This is a genomic window from Rhizobium terricola (genome assembly GCF_012927355.1).
Lineage (GTDB): Bacteria > Pseudomonadota > Alphaproteobacteria > Rhizobiales > Rhizobiaceae > Allorhizobium > Allorhizobium terricola.
In genome coordinates, this window is sequence record NZ_JABBGK010000008.1 from 14576 (window position 1) to 37948 (window position 23373).

Sequence of the window (23373 nt, forward strand, 5' to 3'; positions counted from 1 at the left end):
GTCTCCTTAGTACTCTGTCATCACATCCAGCCGGCGTCGGCGAACAGCCCCGGCACGTGGTCGAGGCTCGGCACCGTACCGTCGGGCTGGTAGTCGGGCAGCGGCTTGCGCCCGGTACCGCGATCCACCCAGACACAACGAAAGCCGAGTTCGCGTGCCGCCGCAAGGTCGAGATGCGGACTTGCGCAAATATGCACGAGATCGTCCATGCCAATGTCGAGTTCGTCCCAGGCATGAAGGAAGATCTGGGCTGAAGGCTTGTAGGCTCCCGCCTGTTCAGCCGTGATCACGCGATCGATATGGCCTCCGAGCTGGGCCACATTACCGGCAATGATCGCATCGTCCGTATTCGAGACGATCGCCAGTTTGAAACCGGCTGCCTTGAAGCGGCCGAGCGTCGTGACGACCTCCGGAAAAGGTGGCATACGGCCGATCGAAGATGTCAGGATCTCGGCATCGGCCGGGTCGAAGGCGAGATCGAATTCGCCCATGGCATATTGCAGCGCGGCGGCGCTGACCGCTTTGAACGTCCGGTGCGGCCGCTCCTCCTCCAGGGCATGTTCGAAACGGTCATACGTGGCGATAAAGGCCTGCCGGTCGATCGAGCCTCCCTTGCGGCCAAGAATTCGGTCCATGGCCGCGATCAACCCCTCGTCCCACTGGATCAACGTCCCGTAGCAATCGAATGTCAGCCAAGTCGGCCGTCGTCCCTTCAGTGTCATGATACGCTCCCTTGTTTCACAGAGAGATTGACAAACGACAGAGACATTTGGAAATTAAATGCCTCCATAAATGAAATTGGATTTTCGAATGACCTTCGCTTTCGACCTGGATCTTCTGGGGACGTTTGTCGCCGTCGTCGAGACCGGCGGCTTCACCCGTGCCGCAGAGCGGATAAACCTGACGCAGTCGACGGTCAGCCAGCAGATCAAGAAGCTCGAGACCAATGTCGGTCACACGTTGCTCTCGCGCGACAAGTCCGGGAGCGGAGTCGAGCCCACCGAACAGGGTGAATTGCTGCTGAGCTATGCGAGGCGCATTCTGTCGATCAGCGAGGAAGCGACCGAGACGATGCGCCGGCCGACGGCCCCCAGGACCGTCAGGCTCGGCGTGCCGGAGGATTTCGCCGGTCGACGCCTGATCGACCTTCTTTCACGATTTTCCATGGCCACGCCGCATATCCGCCTCGATACGGTCAGCGGCTGGAGCGCGCAGCTCAACCGCCTGCTCGAACTCGGCGAGATCGACCTTGCGCTGGTCAAGCGGGAGCCGGGCGAGGGTACGGCGATTGCGCGCTGGCCCGAGGATTTGGTCTGGGTGGCCGGCGCCGGTCATAACGTGCCCACCGACCCTGTCCCGCTCGCCGTCTTTCCGCCCGGTTGCATCTACCGCGAACGAGCCATTCGCCTCTGCGAAAGCCAGGGGCGGCCCTGGCGCATTGCCTATACGAGCCAGGGCCTAATGGGGGTGCAGGCAGCCGTCGCCTCGGGCCTCGGCATCAGCCTGCTTCCGGCCAATGCCGTTCTGCCGGAACATCGCCGGCTTGGCAAAGACGACGGCTTTGCCCCCGAAGCACCCTCCGAACTCGCGCTCGTCAAGTCAAAATCGCGCCTGACCTCCGAGGTGCGCATCCTCGGCGACTTTCTCGCCACCAATCTGGACACGGCCGGCGACGTCTCCTGAAGGACCCGCTCGCCAGACGCCGGAGCCAGGAACGCTCAATCAGAACTTGACTGTCGGATCGCCCGAGGCCCCGGCAGAAGATCTGAAGTATGCGAGGTCAAAGAACAGAACTCATGCCGCCGTCGACATAGATGATCTGGCCGTTGACGTAGTCGGAGGCGGCCGACGACAGGAAGATGGCCGTGCCGACCAGCTCGTCCGGGCGTCCCCAGCGGCGGGACGGCGTGCGCGACTTCACCCAGGAATCGAATTGCGGATTGCTGGTCAGCGCCTGGTTCATGTCCGTCAGCATGTAGCCCGGACCTATGGCATTGGCCTGGATGCCGTGCTCGGCCCATTCCGCCGCCATGGCCTGGGTCAGAAGCTTGATCCCGCCCTTGGCCGCCGTGTACGGCGCGACTGTCGGACGGGCAAAATTGCTCATCAGCGAACCTATATTGATCACCTTGCCGCGGCCGCGCGGGATCATGCGCCGGGCCGCCTCGCGACCGACCAGGAAGGCGCTGGTGAGATTGGTGTCCAGAACACGATGCCATTCTTCCGCAGAGAAGTCGACGAGCGGTTTTCGAAGCTGGATACCGGCATTGTTGACCAGGATATCGACTTCGATCCCGGCCGCGTCGAGACGTCGGAAGGCGGCGATCACCGCGGCTTCGTCCGTCACGTCGAAGGCAGCGGCGTGAACCGAATGCCCCTCCGCCCTCAGAGCATCGGCGGCCGCCGTGAGCCGTTCGGCATCCATCCCGTTCAGAACGACGGTCGCGCCGGCCTCCGCCAGTCCCCGCGCGATCGCTTGGCCGAGCCCCCGCGACGAGCCGGTGACGAGCGCCGTCCGCCCCTCGAGATTGAATTGCGTGACCGACACCATCGTGAACTCCTCCTTCGAAACGCCCCGCGAATATAGGCCCCGCCGCGCGCGGCGAAAGGTCCGCCCGGTGCTCGCCAACAGGGAACTGCATCTCTCCGGAGAGGTCTCCGGGGAAAACGACAGATTCGTTATTGACCAAAATCAATGAATGCGAAATGGTATGTTGTCAGACCAATTTTAAGGCAAGCTCGCCATGACGATCTCGTCGAACCCCAGACCACCGATCGCGCCACTGCCGACGATGGACCGCGCCCGCCAGGTCATGGATTCGCTTGCCGCCTACATCGACCAGGCAAACCTCGCCGGCGGGGACAGGCTCCCTGCCGAGCGCGAACTGATGGCAGCACTCGGCGTCGGGCGGTCGACGATCCGCGAGGTAATCCGCCACTTCCAGGCGCTCGGCGTCATGGAAACCCGAAAGGGAAGCGGCACCTATCTCCTGAAGCCGATCACTTCGGCGACGATCCACATGCCGCTCTCGGTCGAGACAGCAAGCGTCCGCGACGCGCTCCTGCAGACGCTCGAGGTTCGCCGCGGCATCGAATGCGAGGCCTGCATGGTGGCCGCGCGCCGACGCACCGACGCAGACCTCTTCAACATCGAGGAGAAGCTCGACGAAATGGAGCGCGTCCACCTTCTCAAGGGCACCGCCGGCGAAGAAGACCTGGCCTTCCATCTGGCGATCTATGACGCAACGCATAACCCGCTGTTCCGCCAGCTACTCGAACAGATGCGCGAAGCCTTCGAGCGCTTCTGGGAAAAGCCATTCGATCGGCCGGACTTCGCCCGCCGGTCCTTTCCATATCACCGCACCCTGTTCAATGCGATCGCCGCCCAGGACACCGAGGCAGCCCGTCGCGAGACCATCAAGATCCTCGACGTGGTCGAGGAAGACATCAAGGAAATGTCCAAATGATCAACGGGTCAGAACCGTTTGACTATGCATCGCTCGTCGTCGCCCATGACGAGAGCAACGCCTTCGACGCCGTCGTCCCGCCGATCGTCCAGACGTCGCTTTTCACCTTTTCCAGCTATGACGAGATGGTCGAGACCTATCGCGGCGAAAAGGTCCGTCCCGTCTATTCGCGCGGCCTGAACCCCACCGTGCGCGTCTTCGAGGAAATGCTGGCCAAGCTCGAATGCGGCGAGGATGCGCTCGGCTTCGGCAGCGGCATGGCCGCGATCTCGTCGACCGTCCTGACCTTCGTCGAGCCGGGCGACCGCATCGTCGCTGTCCGCCACGTCTATCCGGATGCCTTCCGCCTGTTCGGCACGCTGCTGAAGCGCATGAAGGTCGAGGTAACCTATGTCGACGGCCTCGACGAGGATGCGGTGGCCAAGGCACTTCCCGGCGCCAAGCTCTTCTACATGGAAAGCCCAACCAGCTGGACCATGGAGGCCCATGACGTCGGCGCCCTCGCCAGGCTCGCGAAAGAGCACGGCGTCATCAGCGTGATCGACAACAGCTGGGCGAGCCCCGTCTTCCAGCGCCCGTTGACCCTTGGTGTCGATCTGGTCCTGCACTCGGCCTCGAAATACCTTGGTGGCCACAGCGACGTGGTCGCCGGGGTGGTCGCCGGCCCCAAGCACCTGATCGACCGGATCCGCGGAGAAACGCTTCCCTATCTCGGCGGCAAGCTCTCGCCCTTCGACGCATGGCTGCTGGTGCGCGGCATGCGCACCCTCCCGGTGCGCATGAAGGCCCACGAAGCTTCCGGCCTCGAAATCGCCAAGCGCCTGCAATCGCTCGCGATCGTCGAGCGGGTCCATCACCCGGCCCTGGCCAACCAGCTGCCTCCCGGCCTTTCCGGCACGTCGGGCCTGTTTTCCTTCATCTTCCGCGAAGGCATCGACATCCGCGCCTTCGCCGACAACCTGAAGCTCTTCAAGCTGGGCGTCAGCTGGGGCGGACACGAGAGCCTGATCGTCCCTGGCGAAGTCGTCCTTCAGCAGAAGGCCCAACCCAATTCCGCGCACACCTTCGGCATCAGTGCGCGGTCCGTTCGTCTCCATGTCGGCCTCGAAGGAACCGAGGCTCTGTGGAGTGACCTGGAAGCGGCGATGGCCGCCGCGACCACAACCTGAATCTCTTGCCGCACCAACACACAAAAGAGGAGGAACTACGCATGAAAACACTTCTGACCGCCGCCCTGATGAGCGCGCTCATGGCCGGAACGGCCCTCGCCGACACGACGCTGAAGCTCGTCGAAGTTATCACCAGCCCCGAACGCACCGAGACCCTGAAGTCTATCGTCTCGAAGTTCGAGGCGGCCAACCCGGGCACCAAGGTGGAAATCATCTCGCTCCCATGGGGTGAAGCCTTCCAGAAGTTCGCCACCATGGTTTCGGCCGGCGAAATTCCGGACGTCATGGAAATGCCGGACACCTGGCTGTCGCTCTATGCCAACAACGGCATGCTCGAGAGCCTGGAACCTTATCTTGCCAAGTGGGACAAGACGTCCGACCTCAGCGATCGCGCGCTTGAACTCGGCCGCGACGTCAAGGACACGGCCTACATGCTGCCCTACGGCTTCTACCTGCGCGCCATGTTCTACAACAAGAAGCTGCTCGCCGAGGCCGGCGTCTCCGAGCCGCCGAAGACCATGGACGAATTCGCCGAAGCTTCGAAGAAGGTCTCTGCCATCTCGGGCAAGTACGGCTACTGCCTGCGCGGCGGTCCGGGCGGCCTGAACGGCTGGGTGATGTTCGGCGCCTCGATGGCCGGCTCCAACAAGTTCTTCAACGAAGACGGCACCTCCACCTTCAACTCGGAAGGCTGGGTCAAGGGCCTCACCTGGCTGATCGACCTCTACAAGAACGGCTATGCGCCGAAGGACTCGGTCAACTGGGGCTTCAACGAAATCGTCGCCGGTTTCTACAGCGGCACCTGCGCCTTCCTCGACCAGGATCCGGATGCGCTGATCGCGATCGCCGAGCACATGAAGTCGGAAGACTACGGCATCATGACCATGCCGAAGGGTCCGGACGGCAAGACCTTCCCGACCATCGGTTATGCCGGCTGGTCGATGATGGCGAAGAGCGAGAACAAGGACCTCTCCTGGAAACTGATCGAGACCCTCGAAGGTCCGGAGGGCAACATCGAGTGGAACAAGCGGACCGGCGCATTGCCGGCGCTGAAGTCCGCCGAAAAGGACCCCTTCTACTCCAGCCCGCAGTTCAAGGGCTGGTTCGAGGAACTGGCCGACAAGGACGCCGTTCCGACCGTGATGCCGACCCATCTCGAGGAGTTCGCCTTCTTCAAGGACTCGCTCGTGATCAAGACCTCGCAGCAGGCGCTGCTCGGCGACATCACGCCTGAGGAACTGGCCAACCAGTGGGCCGACTACCTGACCAAGGCGCAGCAGAAGCACCTCGCCAAGTAAGGCGACCCGTCCGGGCGGACAAGTCCGCCCGGACCCCTTCATGTCTGACTGCCTGAACGGAATCGAGCCGATGAATTCGCCCGCACGACCCGATGACAGACGCCCGCTCGTAAAGCGGCTCGCGGATGCGTCGGAACCCTATCTCTACAGCGCCCCCGCGCTGTTCCTGATCATTGCCGTGATGCTGGTGCCGCTGGTACTCGGCGTGTCCTACGCATTTCGCGACATCCAGTTGCTCAATCCGTTTTCCGGCGGTTTTATCGGTCTCGACCATTTCCGGGCGCTCGGACGGGACGACGATTTCTTCCGGGCGCTGAAGAACACGCTCTGGTGGACCGGCGCATCGGTCTTCCTGCAGTTCGTCTTCGGCCTCATCCTCGCGCTGCTGCTCGACAAGCCGTTCCGCGGCCGCGGGCTTGCGCAGGCCCTCGTCTTCCTTCCCTGGGCGGTCCCGAGCTTTCTTGCAGGCCTCAACTGGGCCTGGCTCTTCAATCCGGTGATCGGTCCCCTGCCGCACTGGCTTCACGCACTCGGCATCCTCGACGCGCCAAACAACATTCTCGCCGACCCCGACCTCGCCATGTGGGGGCCGATCGTCGCCAACGTCTGGTGGGGCATCCCCTTCTTCGCCATCACCCTGCTCGCCGCGCTTCAGGCAATCCCGCGCGACCTCTACGAGGCGGCATCCATCGACGGCGCGGGCCCGGTGCAGCGGTTCATGTCGATCACCCTGCCCTTCCTCGCGCCGACCATTGCGATCACCGTGCTGCTCAGGACCGTCTGGATCTCGAACTTTGCCGACCTGATCATCGTGATGACCAATGGCGGCCCGGCCGACCGGACCCAGATCGTCGCATCCTACATCTTCACCCAGGCCTTCAAGCGGCTGGACTTCGGCTATGCCTCGGCGATCGCGCTGGTCCTGCTCGTCCTGCTGCTCGCCTATTCCATGCTGATCGTCTTCCTGCGCCAGTCGCTGCTGAACAAGGATTGAGACCATGAGGCCGACCAAGATCCTGCTCACCGGCGCCCACCGCCTGGCGATCCTCGCCTATATCGTCGTGGCCCTCTTCCCGCTCTTCTGGCTGCTGAAGGTGTCGGTGACGCCGAACGAACTGCTGTACAGCGAGGGCGTGCGCCTCTGGCCGTCACGCACGACCTTCGAGCACTTCGAATTCGTCATCGCCCACAGCGCCTTTCCGACCTTCTTCATGAACAGCCTGATCGTCGCCGGCTCGACGGCGCTGGTCGTCACCGCGCTCGCTTCGCTGTCGGGTTATGCCCTCTCCCGCTTCTCGTTCCGTGCCAAGTACTGGATCGTCGGGCTGATGCTGCTCACCCAGATGTTCCCGCTCGTCATGCTGGTCGCGCCGATCTTCAAGATGCTCTCGCCGCTCGGCCTGACCAACAGCCTGACCGGCCTGGTGGTCGTCTACACGGCCTTCAACGTGCCCTTTGCCACCTTCCTGATGCAGTCCTTCTTCGACGGCATCCCGAAGGACTTGGAAGAGGCTGCGATGATCGACGGCGCAACCCAGTTCGTGGCCTTCCGGCAGATCATCCTGCCGCTCACTTTGCCCGGCATTGCCGCGACGCTCGGCTTCGTCTTCACCGCCGCCTGGAGCGAACTGCTCTTCGCGCTGATGCTGATCTCCGGCAACGACGCGGCGACCTTCCCGGTCGGCCTCCTGTCCTTCGTCTCCAAATTCTCCGTCGACTTCGGGCAGATGATGGCGGCGGGCGTTCTGGCCCTCATTCCGGCCTGCCTCTTCTTCCTCCTCATCCAGCGCTATCTCGTGCAGGGCCTGACGGCCGGCGCGGTCAAAGGCTGAAAGGTCTCATTCCATGGCTTCCATCGACATCTCCGCCATCCGCAAGAGCTACGGACATTTCCCCGTCCTGCACGGCGTCGACCTCACCATCCGCGACGGCGAATTCATCGTGCTGGTCGGCCCCTCAGGCTGCGGCAAGTCCACGCTGCTCCGCATGATCGCCGGCCTCGAGGAGGTGACCTCCGGCGAGATCCGCATCGCGGGCAGGCGCGTCAACGAACTGGCGCCCAAGGACCGCGACATCGCCATGGTGTTCCAATCCTACGCGCTCTATCCGCACATGAGCGTCGCGGACAACATGAGCTACAGCCTGCGCCTGCGCAAAACGGCGAAGGAGAAAATCGCGAGCGTGGTTTCCGCAGCAGCCGGCAAGCTCGGCCTCGATCCGTTGCTGGAACGCCGCCCGAAGGCGCTGTCCGGCGGCCAGCGCCAGCGCGTCGCCATGGGCCGCGCCATCGTCCGCCAGCCTAAGGCCTTCCTGTTCGACGAACCGCTCTCCAACCTCGACGCCCGCCTGCGCGAGCAGATGCGCGCCGAGATCAAGAAACTGCATGGTGAGCTGGGTGCCACCTCGATCTACGTCACCCACGACCAGATCGAGGCGATGACGCTCGCCGACCGCATCGTAGCCATGCATGGCGGGGTCGTCCAGCAGGTCGGCACGCCGCTCGATCTCTACGACCGGCCGGCCAACCTCTTCGTCGCCGGCTTCATCGGCTCGCCGGGCATGAACTTCCTCGAAGGCCGCTACGAGACCGTAGGCGAAGCCGCAACGGTGGTCCTGGCGGACGGCACCGCCGTGGCTATCGACAGGAAATCCGCGCTCAGGTCCGGCTCAACCGTCACACTCGGCGTTCGGCCGGAACATGTCACGATAGGCAAGACCTCCGGCATGGAGGCAAATGTCGAGTTGATCGAACCGACCGGCTTCGGCATCATCATGCATCTGTCGCTGCATGGCCTGCCCTTCAAGGTCTTCACGCTCGACCGCGAAGTGCTGCAATCCGGCCCCAAGGTGCATGTGGAGTTTCCGCAGAAGCATCTTCACGTCTTCGACAGCGAGGGAAACCGGGTCGACTGACCAGCGCCACGGCATCTTGAGGGAGGAGCAGTCATGGAAAAGATGAGCCGATTGAAGGATCTCGAACGCCAGGCCCATTGGCTGGCGAGCTGGATGATCCACAATGCCAACCATCTGCGCGACAAGGACGAGGTGAAGGTCGGCGGACACCAGGCCTCCTCCGCCTCGATGGTGTCGATCATGACGGCCCTCTATTTCCATGCGCTGCGCCCGGAGGACCGGGTCGCCGTCAAGCCGCACGCCTCGCCGGTCTTTCACGCCATCCAGTACATCATGGGCAACCAGACCCGCGAGAAGCTCGAGAACTTCCGCGGCTTCGGCGGCGCCCAGTCCTATCCGAGCCGCACCAAGGACATCGACGATGTCGACTTCTCGACCGGCTCGGTGGGGCTCGGCGTCGCCATCACCGCCTTTGCCTCCATCATGCAGGACTACATTCGCGCCAAGCCCTGGGCAGCCGACCGCGCCAAGGGGCGCATGATCGCGCTCGTCGGTGACGCCGAACTCGACGAGGGCAACATCTACGAGTGCCTCCAGGAAGGCTGGAAGCACGACATCCGCAACACCTGGTGGATCATCGACTACAATCGCCAGAGCCTCGACGGCGTCGTGCGCGAGGGCCTCTGGCAGCGGATCGAGGCGGTCTTCCGGGCCTTCGGCTGGGATGTCCGCGTGCTGAAATACGGCACGCTTCAGCAGGCTGCTTTCTCCGAACCCGGCGGCGAGGCCCTGCGCCGCTGGATCGACAACTGCCCCAACCAGCTCTACTCGGCCCTGACATTCCAGGGCGGTGCCGCCTGGCGCAAGCGCCTCACCGACGAGATCGGCGACCAGGGCAATGTGACGGCCCTGATCGATCGGCGCAACGATGCGGAGCTCGCCGAGCTGATGAGCAATCTCGGCGGCCACTGCCTGCGCTCGCTGACCGATGCCTTCGACAGCATCGACCACGACCGCCCGACGGTCTTCCTGGCCTATACGATCAAGGGCTGGGGCACGCCGCTTGCCGGCCACAAGGACAATCATGCCGGACTGATGACCAAAGCGCAGCTGGCCGAGTTCCAGCAGACGATGGGGGTCGAGGAAGGCCGCGAATGGGAACGCTTCGCAGCAGTCCGAAACCCCGACGGCCTCGACGCGTTCCTTAAGCAGGTTCCCTTCTTCAGCAAGGGGACGCGGCGCCTCAGCGCCGACAAGGTCGCCTCGCCCGGCCCGGTCCTGCTCGACGATCGCGAACTGTCGACCCAGGCCGGCTTCGGCAAGATCCTCGATGCCCTTGCACAGCAGGGCGGCAGCCTTGCCGACCACATCATAACGACTGCCCCCGACGTCACCGTCTCGACCAATCTCGGTCCGTGGGTCAATCGCCGCGGCCTCTTCGCCTCCGACCACCAGAAGGACACCTTCCGCGACGAGCGGGTGCCCTCCGCGCAGAAATGGGCGTTTTCGCCGGACGGCCAGCACATCGAGCTCGGCATTGCCGAGATGAACCTCTTCCTGCTGCTCGGCGCAGCCGGCCTGTCGCATTCGCTGTTCGGCGAACGCATCCTGCCGATCGGCACGGTCTACGATCCCTTCATCGCCCGAGGCCTCGATGCCTTGAACTATGCCTGCTACCAGGATGCGCGCTTCATGATCGTCGGCACCCCGTCGGGCGTGACGCTCGCCCCTGAAGGCGGCGCCCACCAGTCGATCGGCACGCCGCTGATCGGCATCAGCCAGGATGGCCTGGCAAGCTTCGAGCCCGCCTTCCTCGATGAACTGTCCGTCATCATGGACTGGTCCTTCGACTACATGCAGCGCGACGGTGAGGGAGACCCGGACGAGCGGACCTGGCTGCGCGACGAAACCGGCGGCTCTGTCTACCTGCGCCTCTCCACCCGGCCGCTCGAACAGCCGCTCCGGCGCGAGGACGAGGCCTTCCGTCAGGGCGTCATCGACGGCGCCTACTGGTTGAAGAAGCCCGGCCCCAACGCCACCGTGGTGCTGGCCTATCAGGGATGCGTGGCGCCAGAGGTCATCAGGGCGGCCGGCATGATCGGCGAGGATCGCCGCGACATCGGCGTCCTGGCGATCACCTCGGCCGACCGCCTGAACGCCGGCTGGACGGCGGCCCAGCGCGCGAGACGCCGCGGCGTCGTCAATGCCCGCGGCCATGTCGAGAGCCTGCTCGCCGGCCTTCCGGCCCACTGCACCCTCGTCACAGTCACCGATGGCCATCCGGCGAGCCTTGCCTGGCTCGGCTCCGTCCACGGCCACAAGACCGTGCCGCTGGGCGTCGAGCATTTCGGCCAGACGGGCACGATCACCGACCTCTACCGGCATTTCGGCATCGACACCGACACCATCGTCCGAACCGTCTCCAACCTGACGCCGGGGCGGCGCCTGAGCGCATAGTTCCACCCGAAAGGCGGCCCCGTCGGCCGCCTTCGTTCCGCCGCGTATCCTGCCGGCGGAACTATTCGGGAATGTTGAACGAGCGGCGGAAATAGGAGCGGACGGCCTCCATCGCGGGGCTGAACTCCCCGTTGCGCCGCCAGGCGAGGCCGACATCCATCGACGGGATCGGATCGGTCAGCGCGATCGTCTCGATGCGCCGCCCTTCGAGCGACCAGGGGCGGTGAACCATGTCCGACAGGATCGCCACACCTTGCCCATTCGCCACCAGCGAACGCACCGCCTCGACCGAGGAGGTGCGAAGGGTGATGCGCGGTAGATAGGCGGTCTGGCTCCAGTATTTCAGCGAGCTGTGCGACGCCTCGTCCACCGTCAGCATGATGTAGTTCTCCTCCGACACCTCCTTGAGCCCGACACCGTCCTCGCTCAGCAGCCGATGGCGCGCCGGCACCCACAGACGCCGCTGCGAGCTCAGGAGCTTCTCGGTGGTCAGTTCCGGGTTCAGGATGTTCGAGGTCAACATCACCGCGATGTCGTAGCGGTTGGTCAGCAGCCCCTCCTCGACGGATTCTCGGTTGAGCTCGAAAAGCTGAATGTCGATCCCGGGAAACTGGCGCTTCATGCGTTCGATATGAAACGGCAGGAAGTAGCCGATGACGGTATAGGTCGTCGCGATGCTGAGCGTGCCCTTCACCTCGCGGGTCACCAGGTTGAGCTGCGTTGCCTCTTCGACCTTCTGCAGGATTTCATAGGCCTGGGACAAGAAACGGCGGCCCGCCGCCGTCAGCTCCATGCCGTGTGGCGTGCGCTCGAAGAGACCAGCCCCGACGGTCTCCTCGAGGTCCTTGATCGCCGTGGTGACGGCCGACTGCGAAATCGAGAGGTTCACCGCAGCCTGGGATACCTGTCCCGCCTCCGCGGTTGCGATGAAATATCGGATTTGTCTAAGGCTGAGCGACATGCCATCCGCCAATCTGAATCTGAAATATTCGACATCTGAAAATCAGATCGCAAATCGTATGGATTGCAGAACCGGCCGAGATTCCCGTCAACACGGAAAGAAAACGCCTGATTTTCATGGATTCCACTCGGAGAGCCTACAACCCACGTCCATACAAATATCAGATAACGAGCTTCTGAAAATAGAATTTTTCAAATGAAATTTTTCTTCCTACGGTTTTCTGACAAATACGCAGGCATCTCGCTGCGTTGCACAAAATGCAGGCAAGACAGGGAAGAAAAGTGGCACTCGAGGTCGTAGACATCAATTGTGATCTGGGCGAGGCCTTTGGCCGCTGGCGTGTCGGCGACACCGAAGACAGCGCCCTGATGGGACTAATCAGTTCCGCAAACATCGCGGCCGGCTTCCATGCCGGCGATCCGAACCTGATGGACAATACCGTCCGCGTCGCCGTCGAGCACGGCGTCGGCATCGGTGCCCATCCGGGCTATAACGACCTTCAGGGTTTCGGCCGCCGCAAGATCAACGGCACGGCCCGCGAACTGGTCAACGACATCGTCTATCAGGTCGGCGCGATCCGCGAATTCGCCCGCCGCCACGGCGCCACCCTGCAGCACGTCAAGCCGCACGGCGCGCTCTACATGGAGATGGCCGTCAATCCGGAATTCGCCCAGCTCTTCGTCCACTACATGCGCACCGTCGCGCCGAACGCCTATGTCTTCTGCATGGCGGGCTCGGCGACCGAAGTAGCCGCCCTCGAAGTCGGCCAGCCGGTGGTACGGGAATTCTATGCCGACCGCGACTACGACGAGAGCGGCTCGATCGTCTTCACCCGCGACGTCGGGCGCCCCGATCCGATGGCGATCGCCCGCAAGGTGGTCCGCGCCTGCACCGAAGGCCTCGTCACGACGGTCACCGGCAAGGACATCGAGGTGCCCTTCGAATCCATCTGCTTCCATTCCGACACGCTGGGTGCGCTCGACATCGTGCGCAACATGCGGGAAGCGCTGATCGCCGAAGGCATCCGCATCGCCCCCATTTCAGAAATCGTCAGATAACCGGAGACTACCATGAGCAAGCTCGAGATCAGATCGCCCCTGCCCGGCACCTTTTACCGCAAGCCGTCGCCGGACGCCGCGGCCTACAAGGCCGACGGTGACCAGGTTGCGGTCGGCGACGTCATTGGCCTGATCGAAGTGATGAAGACCTTCCACGAGGTTCACGCCGACACTGCCGGCAAGATCACCTTCGTCGCCGACGACAACGAGCCGATCATGGCTGGCCAGGCCGTCGCCGAGGTGGAGGCATGACCATCCGTTCGATCCTCATTGCCAATCGGGGCGAGATCGCGGTGAGGATCATCCGCGCCGCCCAGGCGCTCGGCATCCGGACCGTCCAGGTCCATTCGGCCGCCGACCGCGACATGCTCGCGGTCAAGCTCGCCGACCAGTCGGTCGAGATCGGGCCGCCGTCAGCGGCCAAGTCCTACCTCAATATCGAAGCCGTCCTGAAGGCGGCGAAGGAGACCGGTGTCGATGCCGTCCATCCGGGCTATGGCTTCCTCTCCGAAAACGCCGCCTTCGCCCAGGCCGTGGAAGATGCCGGCCTGATCTTCGTCGGCCCGAAGGCAGGCGCGATCAGCCTGCTCGGCGACAAGGTCGAGGCCCGCAAGGTCGCCAAGCGCGCCGGCGTTCCGACCGTGCCGGGTTCCGAGGGGCGCATCGACGACCTGGCCACGGCCCGCACGATCGTAGAGACAATCGGTTTTCCGGTGATGATCAAGGCCGCTGCCGGCGGCGGTGGCCGCGGCATCCGCATCGCCGAGACCATGGACGATTTCGAGCGCCATTTCCCGCAGGCCTCGGCCGAGGCGCTCGCCGCCTTCGGCGACGGCGGCCTCTACGTCGAAAAGGTGATCACCCGCGCCCGCCACGTCGAGGTGCAGATCCTCGGTGACGGCGAGGATGCCGTGCACTGCTTCGAACGCGAGTGCTCGCTGCAGCGCCGCCGCCAGAAGGTCTGGGAAGAGGCTCCCTCCTTCCGCCTGCCGGACGACGTGCGCCAGGAACTCTGCGCCAGCGCGGTCGCCCTTGCCCGCGAGGTCAACTACCGCGGCGCCGGCACCGTCGAATATCTCTATGACGAGACGACCGGCGAATTCTACTTCATCGAGGTGAATACCCGCATCCAGGTCGAACATCCGGTCACAGAGATGATCACCGGCATCGATCTGGTGCAGGAGATGATCAAGGTCGCCGGCGGTGACAGGCTCTCGGTCCGCCAGGACGACATCCGGGTCGCGGGCCATGCCATCGAATGCCGTATCAATGCCGAAGACCCGGCCCGTGGCTTCCTGCCGGGCCCGGGCACCATCGAGGCGCTCGGTGTTCCTGAAGGCGACGGCGTACGCTTCGACACGATGCTTTACGAAGGCTACACGGTTCCGCCCTTCTACGACTCGCTGCTCGGCAAGCTGATCGTCTGGGGAGAAACCCGCGACGCTTGCATCGCCCGGCTCGCCGACGCCCTCGACAATCTCGAGATCCGCGGCCTCGCCACCACAATTCCGCTCCACCAGGCGCTTGCCGCCGACCCGTCGGTCGCATCGGGCGACGTTCACACGCGGTTCCTCGAACCCTGGCTGGAAACGGACTTCAAGGCCTTTGTCGCATCCAAGGAGGTTGCCTGATGCCCATGCGCTATACATTCGGGGGTGACGAGCACCTCTTTGTCGAATGCTCGGAGGAAATGTCGCTCGAGGCCTTCTTCAACTCGCTGTCGATGACCTCCGGCATCAAGGAAGCGAAGATCAAGGGCGTGACCGAGATCTGCCCGGCCAACGCCTCCTTCCAGATCAAGTTCGACCCCGATGTCATCCATCCGAACGACATCCTGAAGGAAGTACAGGCAATCGAGGTCGCGGCGGCGAAGTCCGAACCGGTCATCACCACCCGCATCGTCGAAATCCCGGTCTTCTACAATGACCCCTGGACGCACGAGACGCTGATGCGTTTCCGCGAGCGCCATCAGGACCCGACCGGCACGGACCTCGACTACGCCGCTCGCATCAACGACTACGGCTCGGTCGACGACTTCATTACCGCCCATGCCGGCTCGCCCTGGTTCGTCTCGATGGTCGGCTTCGTCTCCGGCCTGCCCTTCATGTACCAGATGGTCGAGCGTCAGCGGCAGATCCAGGTGCCGAAATACCTGCGCCCGCGCACCGACACCCCGCGCCTCACCGTCGGTCATGGCGGCTGCTTCGGCTGCATCTATTCGGTGCGCGGCGCCGGCGGCTACCAGATGTTCGGCATCACGCCGATGCCGATCTACGACCCGACCCAGACCACCTCCTACCTCAAGGACTTCATGGTGTTCTTCCGTCCGGGCGACATCGTCAAATTCAAGCCGGTCGATCGCGACGGCTATGACGCAGCGGTCGAGGCGGTCGACAAGGGACAATTCGTCCCCCCGATCCGTGAGGTGAAGTTCGACCTCAACGAATTCCAGAAAGACATCGACGGCTACAACGCGAAGCTGGAGGGCGTTCTCCATGGCCATTAAGGTTCAACATCCCGGTCTTGCGACCTCCGTCCAGGATCTCGGCCGTCCCGGCTATTTCCATCTCGGCATCCCGCTCGGCGGCGCCATGGATCGCCTGGCACTGAAGGCTGCCAACCTGCTCGTCGGCAATGACGAGGGTGCTGCCGGCCTCGAAGCGGTGTTCATCGGGCCGAAGCTGGAATTCACCGAGGACGCCATGGTCGCAGTGACCGGCGCCGACATGCCCATCAAGGTCGACGGCGAGGAAAAGCCCGGCTGGACCGCCTTCAAGGTCAAGGCCGGCCAGGTTCTGACCTTCGACTTCCTGAAGACCGGCGCCCGCATCTATATCGCCGTCTCCGGTGGCATCGACGTGCCGCTCGCTCTCGGCTCTCGCTCCACCTATGCGATCGGCGCTCTCGGCGGCTTCAAGGGCCGCCCGATCGCCGCCGGTGACGAACTGCCGGTCGGAACGGCCGGCAAGGCGGAAGAAGGCAAGTCGATCCCGGAAGCCTTGCGCCGCAAGCCGGGCATGCCGGCCGAACTGCGCGTCCTGCCGGGGCTCTACTGGCACCGCATCACCGAGGAAGCCGGACGGAACTTCTTCGAGGACACCTGGAAGGTGGCCCCGGAAGCAGACCGCATGGGCTACCGTTTCCGCGGTGGACGCAAGCTCGACTTCGTCGAACGCACCCCGCCCTTCGGCGCGGGTTCGGATCCGTCCAACATCGTCGATGCCTGCTACCCCTATGGCTCCATCCAGGTGCCGGGCGGCACGGAACCGATCATCCTGCATCGCGATGCGGTTTCCGGTGGCGGCTACTTCATGCTCGGAACGGTGATCTCGGCCGACATGGACCTGATCGGCCAATTGCAGCCGCACACGCCGACCCGCTTCGTCAAGGTGGACATGGAAACCGCCCTGACCGCCCGGAAGGACCGGGCAACGCAGATCGACAAGATCCGCGCGCTTTTCTGAAACCTAGATTGCCAACTCAAAACAGGGGAACGACCATGAAACACAAGATTGCAACGACGCTCGCAAGCTCCATGCTGGCGCTTGCGGTGGCAAGCCCGGTGCTCGCCGCCGATGCCTGGTACCCTTACCCGGCCCAGGCGATCGAGCCCGCCTTCGCCGCCGACGGCAAGTCGGTCGACGTCGACTATTCGCCGCTCGAAAAAGCGGAGAAGCCGTGGAACATCTGCGTCTCCTTCCCGCACATGAAGGACGCCTACTGGCTCGGCGTCGACTACGGTGTTGCCGAACAGGCCAAGGACCTCGGCGTGAAGCTGAACCTGGTCGAAGCCGGTGGCTATACCGAACTCAACAAGCAGATCAGCCAGATCGAGGACTGCGTCGCCGGCGGCGCCCAGGCCGTGGTCATCGGCGCGATCTCGTTTGACGGCCTCAACAACCTCGTCAGCGAAATCAAGAAGAAGAACATCCCGGTCATCGACGTCATCAACGGCATGTCCTCGCCGGACCTGACCGCGAAGTCGCTAGTCTCCTTCTACACGATGGGCTTTGAGACCGGCGCCTATCTCGCCAAAAAGCACCCGGCCGGCTCGGAAGAAGTCAAGGTCGGCTGGTTCCCTGGTCCGGCCGGCGCCGGCTGGGTGGAAGCCGCCAACAAGGGCTTCCTCGAAGCCATCAAGGGTTCGGCCGTCAAGGCGCTCGAGCCGAAGTACGGCGACACCGGCAAGGAAGCACAGCTGAAGCTGGTCGAGGACGTGCTGCAGGCCGAGCCTGACGTCCGCTATGTCGCCGGCACGGCCGTCACCGCCGAAGCGGCGCAGGGCCTCATCCGCGAACGCGGTCTCAAGGGCAAGGTCGACCTGCTCGCCTTCTACATGACGCCCGGCGTCTACGAAGGCATCAAGCGCGGCTTCATCCTCGCGGCTCCCGCCGACTCCATGGTCGTTCAGGGTCGTATCGCCGTCGACCAGGCCGTTCGTGCTCTGGAAGGCAAGGAACTCGTCAAGCATGTCGGCCCGAAGATCTTCGTCGTCGACCCGTCGAACGTCGAAAGCGTGCCGCAGACCAACATCCTGCCGCCGGACGGCTTCAAGCCGGTCTTCTCGGTCAACTGACACCCCAAGGTCCCGACGCGCGAATGCGCCGGGACCGCCCCCAATTTTTCAAGCGATACGACTTCACGGACCGATACGGATGGCATTGACTGCACCTCTTGTCGAAATGACCGGCATCGCCAAATCCTACCCGGGCGTACGCGCGCTGGACGGCGTCGACTTCTCGCTCGAACGTGGGGAAGTCCACGTTCTGTTCGGTGAGAACGGCGCCGGAAAATCGACATTGATCTCCATTCTCGCCGGCGTCACCGCGCCGACCGAGGGGAGCATCCGCATCGACGGCGAAGAAAAGCACTTCTCTTCAGTAAAAGACGCACGGGCAGCCGGCATCGGCGCCGTGTTCCAGGAATTTTCCCTGGTCCCGACCATGACCGTGGCGGAAAACATCTTCCTCGGCCAGGAACCTCGCAAGATGGGCCTGGTCGACCGTCGCGGCATGGTCGAGGAGTCCGGGGCGCTGTTTGCCGGCTTGGGCTTTGCCATCGACGTGCGCCGCCCGGTCATCTCGCTGTCGCGTGCCGAACAGCAGATGGTCGAGATCGCCAAGGCGCTGCACCAGGAAGCGCGCATCCTCATCCTCGACGAACCGACGGCGTCGCTAACCGAGCGCGAGACGGAAAAGCTGTTCGAATTCATCGGCCAGGCCAAGGCCAGGGGCGTCGGCATCGTCTACATCTCCCACCGTATCCAGGAGTTCAAGGCGATCGCCAACCGCATAACCGTGCTGCGCGACGGCCGCCTGATCGGCACGATCGGCGCGGAAAACCTGTCGGAAACAGTGCTGGTCGAGATGATGACCGGCCGCAAGATGGACGAGATCTATCCGCATATCGAACGCAATCCCGTCGCCGAACCGGTGCTGACCATCCGCGGCCTGAAGGCCTGGGGCGTCGACGGCGTCGACATCGACGTCCGCCGTGGCGAAGTGCTGGGCGTCGCCGGGCTTGTCGGCTCCGGCAAGTCCCGTACCTTCCGCGCTGTCATGGGGCTGCTGCCGGTCGAGGCCGGAACAGTCACCGTTCACGGCCATGACCGGACCGGTTCGCCCACCCGCGACCTCTTGCGCGACGGCGTCTTCTTCCTGCCCTCCGACCGCAAGGAGGAGGGCCTGCTGCTCGGCGCGACGGCCCGCGCCAACATCGCGCTGTCCGTCCTCAACCGCCACGAAACCAATGCCGGCCTCGGCCTCCTCTCGCCACGCGGCGTCAAGGCGCTGACCAGCGAGATCGGCGGCAAGGTCGATCTGAGCGAAGCCTTCCTCGAGCGCACCGCCTCAAAACTCTCCGGCGGCAACCAGCAAAAGATCCTCTTCGGCAAGAGTTTCGGCGAGGACTACGACATCTACATCTTCGACGAACCGACCGTCGGCGTCGACGTCGGTACCCGTGCCGCCCTCTATCGCATCATCAAGGCGATCGCCGAGGCCGGCAAGGCCGTCGTGGTGATCTCCTCCGACCTCCCCGAGGCCATGCATCTCGCCCATCGCCTGATTGTCTTCCGCAACGGCCGGATCTCGGCGGAGTTCGAGGGCGAAGCCATTCAGGAACAGGCGGTTCTCGGCGCCTTCTTCGATCAGGAAAGACAATCGGCATGAACACCAAGCTCGAATCCGCGTCGGTCGCCGACGCCAAGCCCTCCTTCTCCGCCCTCGCGGCTCTCAAGGCCGTCTTCGTCAAGCTCGGCGTCCTGCCCTTCTTCCTCGTCGCCGCGCTGGTGCTCTTCACGATCGCCTCGAAACAATTCCTGACCCTCGACAACCTCACCAATGTCGCGCGCCAGTCGGTCTATCTCGTGCTCGTCTCGCTCGGCCAGATGCTGGTGCTGGTCACCGGCGGCTTCGATCTGGCCGTCGGCACCTCGATTGCGCTGACCTCTGTGGTCTCCGCCTCGGTCATGGTCTATGTCGCCGCCATGTTCCCCGACATGGTCTGGCTCGTCATCCTACTCGGCATCCTCGCCGGTTTCCTCGCCGCGCTGGCCATCGGCTCGCTGAACGGCCTCGGCATTGCCCAGTTCGGTGTCTCTCCCTTCATCATGACGCTCGGCGCCCAATCGGTCGGTGCCGGCATCGCGCTCTACCTGACCGGCGGCGTGCCGATCGGCAATCTCCCTTACGAATTCGGTGATTTCTTTGGCTTCGGCCGCATCCTCGGCGTACCCGTGCCGGTCCTGATCGCCGTCGTCGCCATCGTTGGAATGTGGATCCTGATGAACCGCACCCGCTCCGGCGCGCGCATCTATGCGATCGGTGGCAACATCAAGGCGGCCAACCTGTCCGGCATCAACACCAAGCGCACGCTCTTCCTCGCCTACATAATCTGCGCCCTTCTCGCCTCGGTCGCCGGTGTGCTGCTCACCGCCCGTGTCGAAAGTGGCGAGACCAATCTCGGCGGCACGATCGCACTGGAATCGATCGCCGCTTGCGTGATCGCCGGCGTCTCGCTCCGCGGCGGCATCGGACGGGTGGAAAGCGTGGTTCTCGGCGCCTTCTTCATCGTGCTGGTTCAGAACGGCATGAACCTCATGCAGATCGGCTCCTATATGCAGATGGTGCTCCTGGGGGCGCTTCTCATCCTGGCCGTCGTCATCGACCAGTTCCGCTACCGCATGCTGGTCGGCAGCCGCTGACACCAGGATGCACGCGAAGCGCCGCGCGGTTCTCACCGCGCGGCCTGGAGGTCACTTCGAAGTCTGGGATGTGGGGCCGACCACCTTTGGCTGCAGGGGATCGTGCGGTCGGCCCCGTCACGCCATTCGGTAGATAGTGGGGACGAACGGCGAAGACCAATCATACCGCCGACCCTATATAAGCGAAACCTACAATATTGATTAGACGCCTAACCCATTGCAATTAGTATCACTTCAGCCGGCCATCTCGACTTGACACGCGCCTACGTCAGGATCCGAAAATCGGACCTGTAAGAAGCGGATGCGCCACTGGGATCCGGCGGTCAGTTACGGCGCTTGCCAGCCTGCATCGCCCGATCATTGTTGAAGAAGCGCGAAGCTGCCTCCGTGCGGTTCCGCACATGCATCTTCTTGTAGATATTCCGGATGTGAACCTTCACCGTATTTTCGGAAAGGTGCAGCTTGTCGGCGATGATCTTGTTCTGCGTCCCTTCGCAAAGAAGGTCGAGGATCTGCACCTCGCGCGTCGTGAGCGCCGCCATGTCGCCGGAGGGTAGTGCCAGGTTGCTTGTCCGCGCCACCGAAACCAGTTCGCTGCCCAGACTGTCCGACTCGTCGGCGGCCGGGTCGTTGCTCAACCGCTGCAGAAGCGCCGACGGGAAATGTTCACCCCCCTTGGCCAGCAAGTCGGTCGCCGCCAGAAAGACGTCAAGGCGCAGATTGAGCGGCAAAATCCCGTCAATTATGCGGGTCTCCGCAAGTCTTCGGAAATAGCCTTCAAGCTTTTCGGTCCCCTCGACGACCATCGCCATCGCCGCGCGATTCTTCCCGCGATGAAAACGCTGAACGACAGCCTGTATTTCCTCGACGGGCAGACGGTAAAGAAGAACGAGCTTGATATCGTTCAATTCTTCTTCCGTTACCTCGGCCAGGCTGGGACGGACGACGACTTCGTGCGCAGGAAACTTGTTGGACAGAATTACAGCGAGACACTCTGACAACAGATCCTGATCCGCGATCATAAGTATCGTATTTCCATGGATCCCGGCCTGCGAATGCCGTGCAGGCTCGCTAATGTGAGATTCCGCCATCAACATTCACGCCTCCCCTTGGTTCTCGACTACTCGATACAGTATCACCCCTCGGGAGAACCAACTCAGGCCCCCACTGCCATCGTTCTTTAAGCATTAGTTAATGATCGTAGTTCGAAATAAGTGAGATGGAAATGACCATTTTGGGTTATCTCGACGCGGAAAACGTCGTTTTTCTAGGCCAAACACACTAACCCGTGCCGTTTTCGCACGCTCGAACGAGCTCGCGTCGGTGCTGGCCAGGCAGTCTCGCTCCACAAGTATTAATCAGCCTTTTCTTTGGCTTTGCCGTCGTCCCTATCGCCCCTCGCCGATGCCGACAGACCCCGCCGCCATTGGTGCTAATCCCAATTCGTGGCTGGAAACCTCGTTTTTTTTGGTATTGAGTGGCGTCATCACGATTGGGAACATGCGCTCTGAAAGACGCGGGCTCCTTCGGAGTAAGAAAAAGAATACAATCGCGATCAACAAGACAAGAAGAAAAGAAACTAAACCGGGGCGATCTCTCGCCGACGGAACGGGAAAACGCATCCTTAAGGGAGGATCGTCCCGAATTACATCAGTTGCAGCAGATGAACGGGTGTGGAGTGCATCTGCTATGTTCAACAGTACGGAGCAAGCGCGAGTTAGATCCCATTTGAGATGAGAGGGATTTCGAAAGCTGCTCCGCTTTTTTTTGGAGGAATGGAAATGCCTCAATTCTACGATCCGAACGGTGATACCGAGATCACCACGGTCGGCGCACTCGCTGACGGCTTTGCCAATAGCGCGATCAACTCGACGGAAATCGAGGACGATTCAACCGGCTATGTCGGCGGCCTCGCCAATGGCGACAATCGCGACAACACGGACCAAAGCACGGATGTCGACATCGACACCGACGTGAAGGTCGACGTTGACGCCAACAACGGCAACAACCGCGACAACGAGTATGACTGGAGCTACGACAGCAAGTCCTATTCGAACACGGAAACCGAGACCGACATCAAGACAGTGACGGACACCGACACGAAGTCGGTGTCGACGTCCGACAGCTTCAACTACAACGACAACGACTGGAGTCAGGACAACAGTCAGGACAACGACTGGAGCTATGATAGCAAGTCCTACTCCAATACCGAAACCGAAACCGACATCAAGACGATCACCGAGACGGAAACCGACATCAAGACGGTGACGACGACCGACAGCTTCAATTCGTCCGACGACGACTTCGGCACGATCAACGATGTCCACGACTTCGCCAACCTCGGCGTTGCCGGCGGCGATCTCACCTTCGACATCGGGGACGACTTCTCCTTCAGCCTGGATGTCGACAACATCCTCAACAACTCCCTCAACGGAGCCGGAAACAGCGCCGGGTTCAGCGCGGTTCAGGCGAACCATCTGGCCGACCAGGACACAGCCTGGGAAGTCCGCATGGAGAACGGTGGCGCGCAGAACCATCTCAATGCCACCGGCGGGGGTGCCAACAGCGATGAGGGCATGGATCTCGATGGCAAGGGTTGGGACCTCCGGTCCGGCGACGACGTCGCGGGCGCAAGCACGGCCGATGCCTCGGCGATCCTGGCCAATTCGGGCTTCCACTTCGAATTCGTCCAGGGCGCGAACCTGTTGAGCAACACGATCGACAGCAGCGTCATCGGCGGCAATTCGCATGTCACCGACGTCGGCGAGGATTCCACGGGCACCTGACCAGGCCTCCCCCAAGGCAAGAAGAACTGCACCGGCCGAGAGGGTCGGTGCAGTTCAATGGTTTGAGGCTGTAGGAGCGGAAAAGACGATGCACCGGTTGGTTTCAACAGGGCGACATCG

General features: G+C 62.8%; 21 protein-coding genes. 17 read left to right on the forward strand and 4 right to left on the reverse strand.

From position 1 onward, the window contains the following. Positions 1-20: 20 nt before the first annotated feature. On the reverse strand, positions 21-722 hold the full coding sequence (locus HHL25_RS21455; RefSeq protein ID WP_169595284.1) for a haloacid dehalogenase type II: 702 nt from the start codon (positions 720-722) through the stop codon (positions 21-23). A gap of 88 nt (positions 723-810) precedes the next feature. On the opposite strand from HHL25_RS21455, the gene HHL25_RS21460 reads away from it, so the two are divergent. Beyond that, the gene (locus HHL25_RS21460) at positions 811-1683 is read left to right on the forward strand and encodes a LysR family transcriptional regulator (protein WP_169595285.1); all 873 of its coding nucleotides are present in this window, start codon (positions 811-813) and stop codon (positions 1681-1683) included. Positions 1684-1780: 97 nt separating this feature from the next. Here HHL25_RS21460 and HHL25_RS21465 read toward each other — a convergent pair whose 3' ends face one another. Continuing rightward, on the reverse strand, positions 1781-2548 hold the full coding sequence (locus HHL25_RS21465; protein ID WP_169595362.1) for an SDR family oxidoreductase: 768 nt from the start codon (positions 2546-2548) through the stop codon (positions 1781-1783). A 196-nt stretch (positions 2549-2744) separates the two neighbouring features. Here HHL25_RS21465 and HHL25_RS21470 point away from each other — a divergent pair, with 196 nt between their 5' ends. The 7 genes from HHL25_RS21470 (at position 2745) to HHL25_RS21500 (ending at position 11244) form a co-directional block, all read left to right on the forward strand. Next, a complete protein-coding gene (locus HHL25_RS21470) occupies positions 2745-3467 on the forward strand; it encodes a FadR/GntR family transcriptional regulator (protein ID WP_169595286.1) in 723 nt (240 codons plus the stop codon). After that, positions 3464-4636, forward strand: coding sequence for a PLP-dependent transferase (locus HHL25_RS21475; protein WP_169595287.1), 1173 nt, complete (start codon positions 3464-3466; stop codon positions 4634-4636). Before HHL25_RS21470 ends, HHL25_RS21475 begins: the two co-directional genes overlap by 4 nt. Positions 4637-4677: 41 nt before the next feature. Further along, the gene (locus HHL25_RS21480; RefSeq protein ID WP_169595288.1) at positions 4678-5934 is read left to right on the forward strand and encodes an ABC transporter substrate-binding protein; all 1257 of its coding nucleotides are present in this window, start codon (positions 4678-4680) and stop codon (positions 5932-5934) included. Positions 5935-6004: 70 nt separating this feature from the next. Then, on the forward strand, positions 6005-6928 hold the full coding sequence (locus HHL25_RS21485) for a carbohydrate ABC transporter permease (RefSeq protein WP_169595363.1): 924 nt from the start codon (positions 6005-6007) through the stop codon (positions 6926-6928). A gap of 4 nt (positions 6929-6932) precedes the next feature. After that, complete coding sequence (locus HHL25_RS21490) at positions 6933-7766, forward strand: carbohydrate ABC transporter permease (RefSeq protein ID WP_169595289.1); 834 nt, start codon at positions 6933-6935, stop codon at positions 7764-7766. A 13-nt stretch (positions 7767-7779) separates the two neighbouring features. Further along, positions 7780-8847: an ABC transporter ATP-binding protein gene (locus HHL25_RS21495; RefSeq protein ID WP_169595290.1), complete on the forward strand. Its 1068-nt coding sequence runs from the start codon at positions 7780-7782 to the stop codon at positions 8845-8847. Positions 8848-8880: 33 nt separating this feature from the next. After that, the gene (locus tag HHL25_RS21500) at positions 8881-11244 is read left to right on the forward strand and encodes a transketolase (RefSeq protein WP_169595291.1); all 2364 of its coding nucleotides are present in this window, start codon (positions 8881-8883) and stop codon (positions 11242-11244) included. A gap of 61 nt (positions 11245-11305) precedes the next feature. Here the strand turns inward: HHL25_RS21500 and HHL25_RS21505 are convergent, their stop codons facing one another. After that, complete coding sequence (locus HHL25_RS21505) at positions 11306-12205, reverse strand: LysR family transcriptional regulator (RefSeq protein WP_169595292.1); 900 nt, start codon at positions 12203-12205, stop codon at positions 11306-11308. A 257-nt stretch (positions 12206-12462) separates the two neighbouring features. Here HHL25_RS21505 and HHL25_RS21510 point away from each other — a divergent pair, with 257 nt between their 5' ends. From HHL25_RS21510 to HHL25_RS21545, 8 genes are all read left to right on the forward strand, one after another. Continuing rightward, entirely contained in the window at positions 12463-13263 is an 801-nt protein-coding gene (locus HHL25_RS21510) for a 5-oxoprolinase subunit PxpA (RefSeq protein WP_169595293.1), read from the forward strand. A gap of 12 nt (positions 13264-13275) precedes the next feature. Continuing rightward, positions 13276-13515, forward strand: a complete 240-nt coding sequence (locus HHL25_RS21515) for an acetyl-CoA carboxylase (protein ID WP_169595294.1) — start codon at positions 13276-13278, stop codon at positions 13513-13515. Next, positions 13512-14894, forward strand: a complete 1383-nt coding sequence (locus tag HHL25_RS21520; protein ID WP_169595295.1) for an acetyl-CoA carboxylase biotin carboxylase subunit — start codon at positions 13512-13514, stop codon at positions 14892-14894. The genes HHL25_RS21515 and HHL25_RS21520 overlap by 4 nt, the downstream gene beginning before the upstream one ends. Beyond that, positions 14894-15769, forward strand: a complete 876-nt coding sequence (locus tag HHL25_RS21525) for a 5-oxoprolinase subunit B family protein (protein ID WP_169595296.1) — start codon at positions 14894-14896, stop codon at positions 15767-15769. Before HHL25_RS21520 ends, HHL25_RS21525 begins: the two co-directional genes overlap by 1 nt. After that, positions 15759-16727: a 5-oxoprolinase subunit C family protein gene (locus HHL25_RS21530; protein ID WP_169595297.1), complete on the forward strand. Its 969-nt coding sequence runs from the start codon at positions 15759-15761 to the stop codon at positions 16725-16727. Before HHL25_RS21525 ends, HHL25_RS21530 begins: the two co-directional genes overlap by 11 nt. Before the next feature lie 35 nt (positions 16728-16762). Continuing rightward, complete coding sequence (gene torT, locus HHL25_RS21535) at positions 16763-17839, forward strand: TMAO reductase system periplasmic protein TorT (protein WP_169595298.1); 1077 nt, start codon at positions 16763-16765, stop codon at positions 17837-17839. Positions 17840-17918: 79 nt separating this feature from the next. Beyond that, a complete protein-coding gene (locus tag HHL25_RS21540) occupies positions 17919-19433 on the forward strand; it encodes a sugar ABC transporter ATP-binding protein (protein ID WP_169595299.1) in 1515 nt (504 codons plus the stop codon). Beyond that, positions 19430-20467 carry an ABC transporter permease gene (locus HHL25_RS21545; RefSeq protein ID WP_169595300.1) on the forward strand — a complete coding sequence of 346 codons (1038 nt, stop codon included), beginning with the start codon at positions 19430-19432 and terminating at the stop codon, positions 20465-20467. Before HHL25_RS21540 ends, HHL25_RS21545 begins: the two co-directional genes overlap by 4 nt. A gap of 323 nt (positions 20468-20790) precedes the next feature. On the opposite strand, the gene HHL25_RS21550 is transcribed toward HHL25_RS21545, so the two are convergent. Further along, positions 20791-21564: a helix-turn-helix transcriptional regulator gene (locus HHL25_RS21550; RefSeq protein ID WP_246701931.1), complete on the reverse strand. Its 774-nt coding sequence runs from the start codon at positions 21562-21564 to the stop codon at positions 20791-20793. Positions 21565-22248: 684 nt separating this feature from the next. Here HHL25_RS21550 and HHL25_RS21555 point away from each other — a divergent pair. Next, complete coding sequence (locus tag HHL25_RS21555; RefSeq protein ID WP_169595301.1) at positions 22249-23253, forward strand: fibrinogen-binding protein; 1005 nt, start codon at positions 22249-22251, stop codon at positions 23251-23253. The last annotated feature ends 120 nt before the right edge of the window (positions 23254-23373 follow it).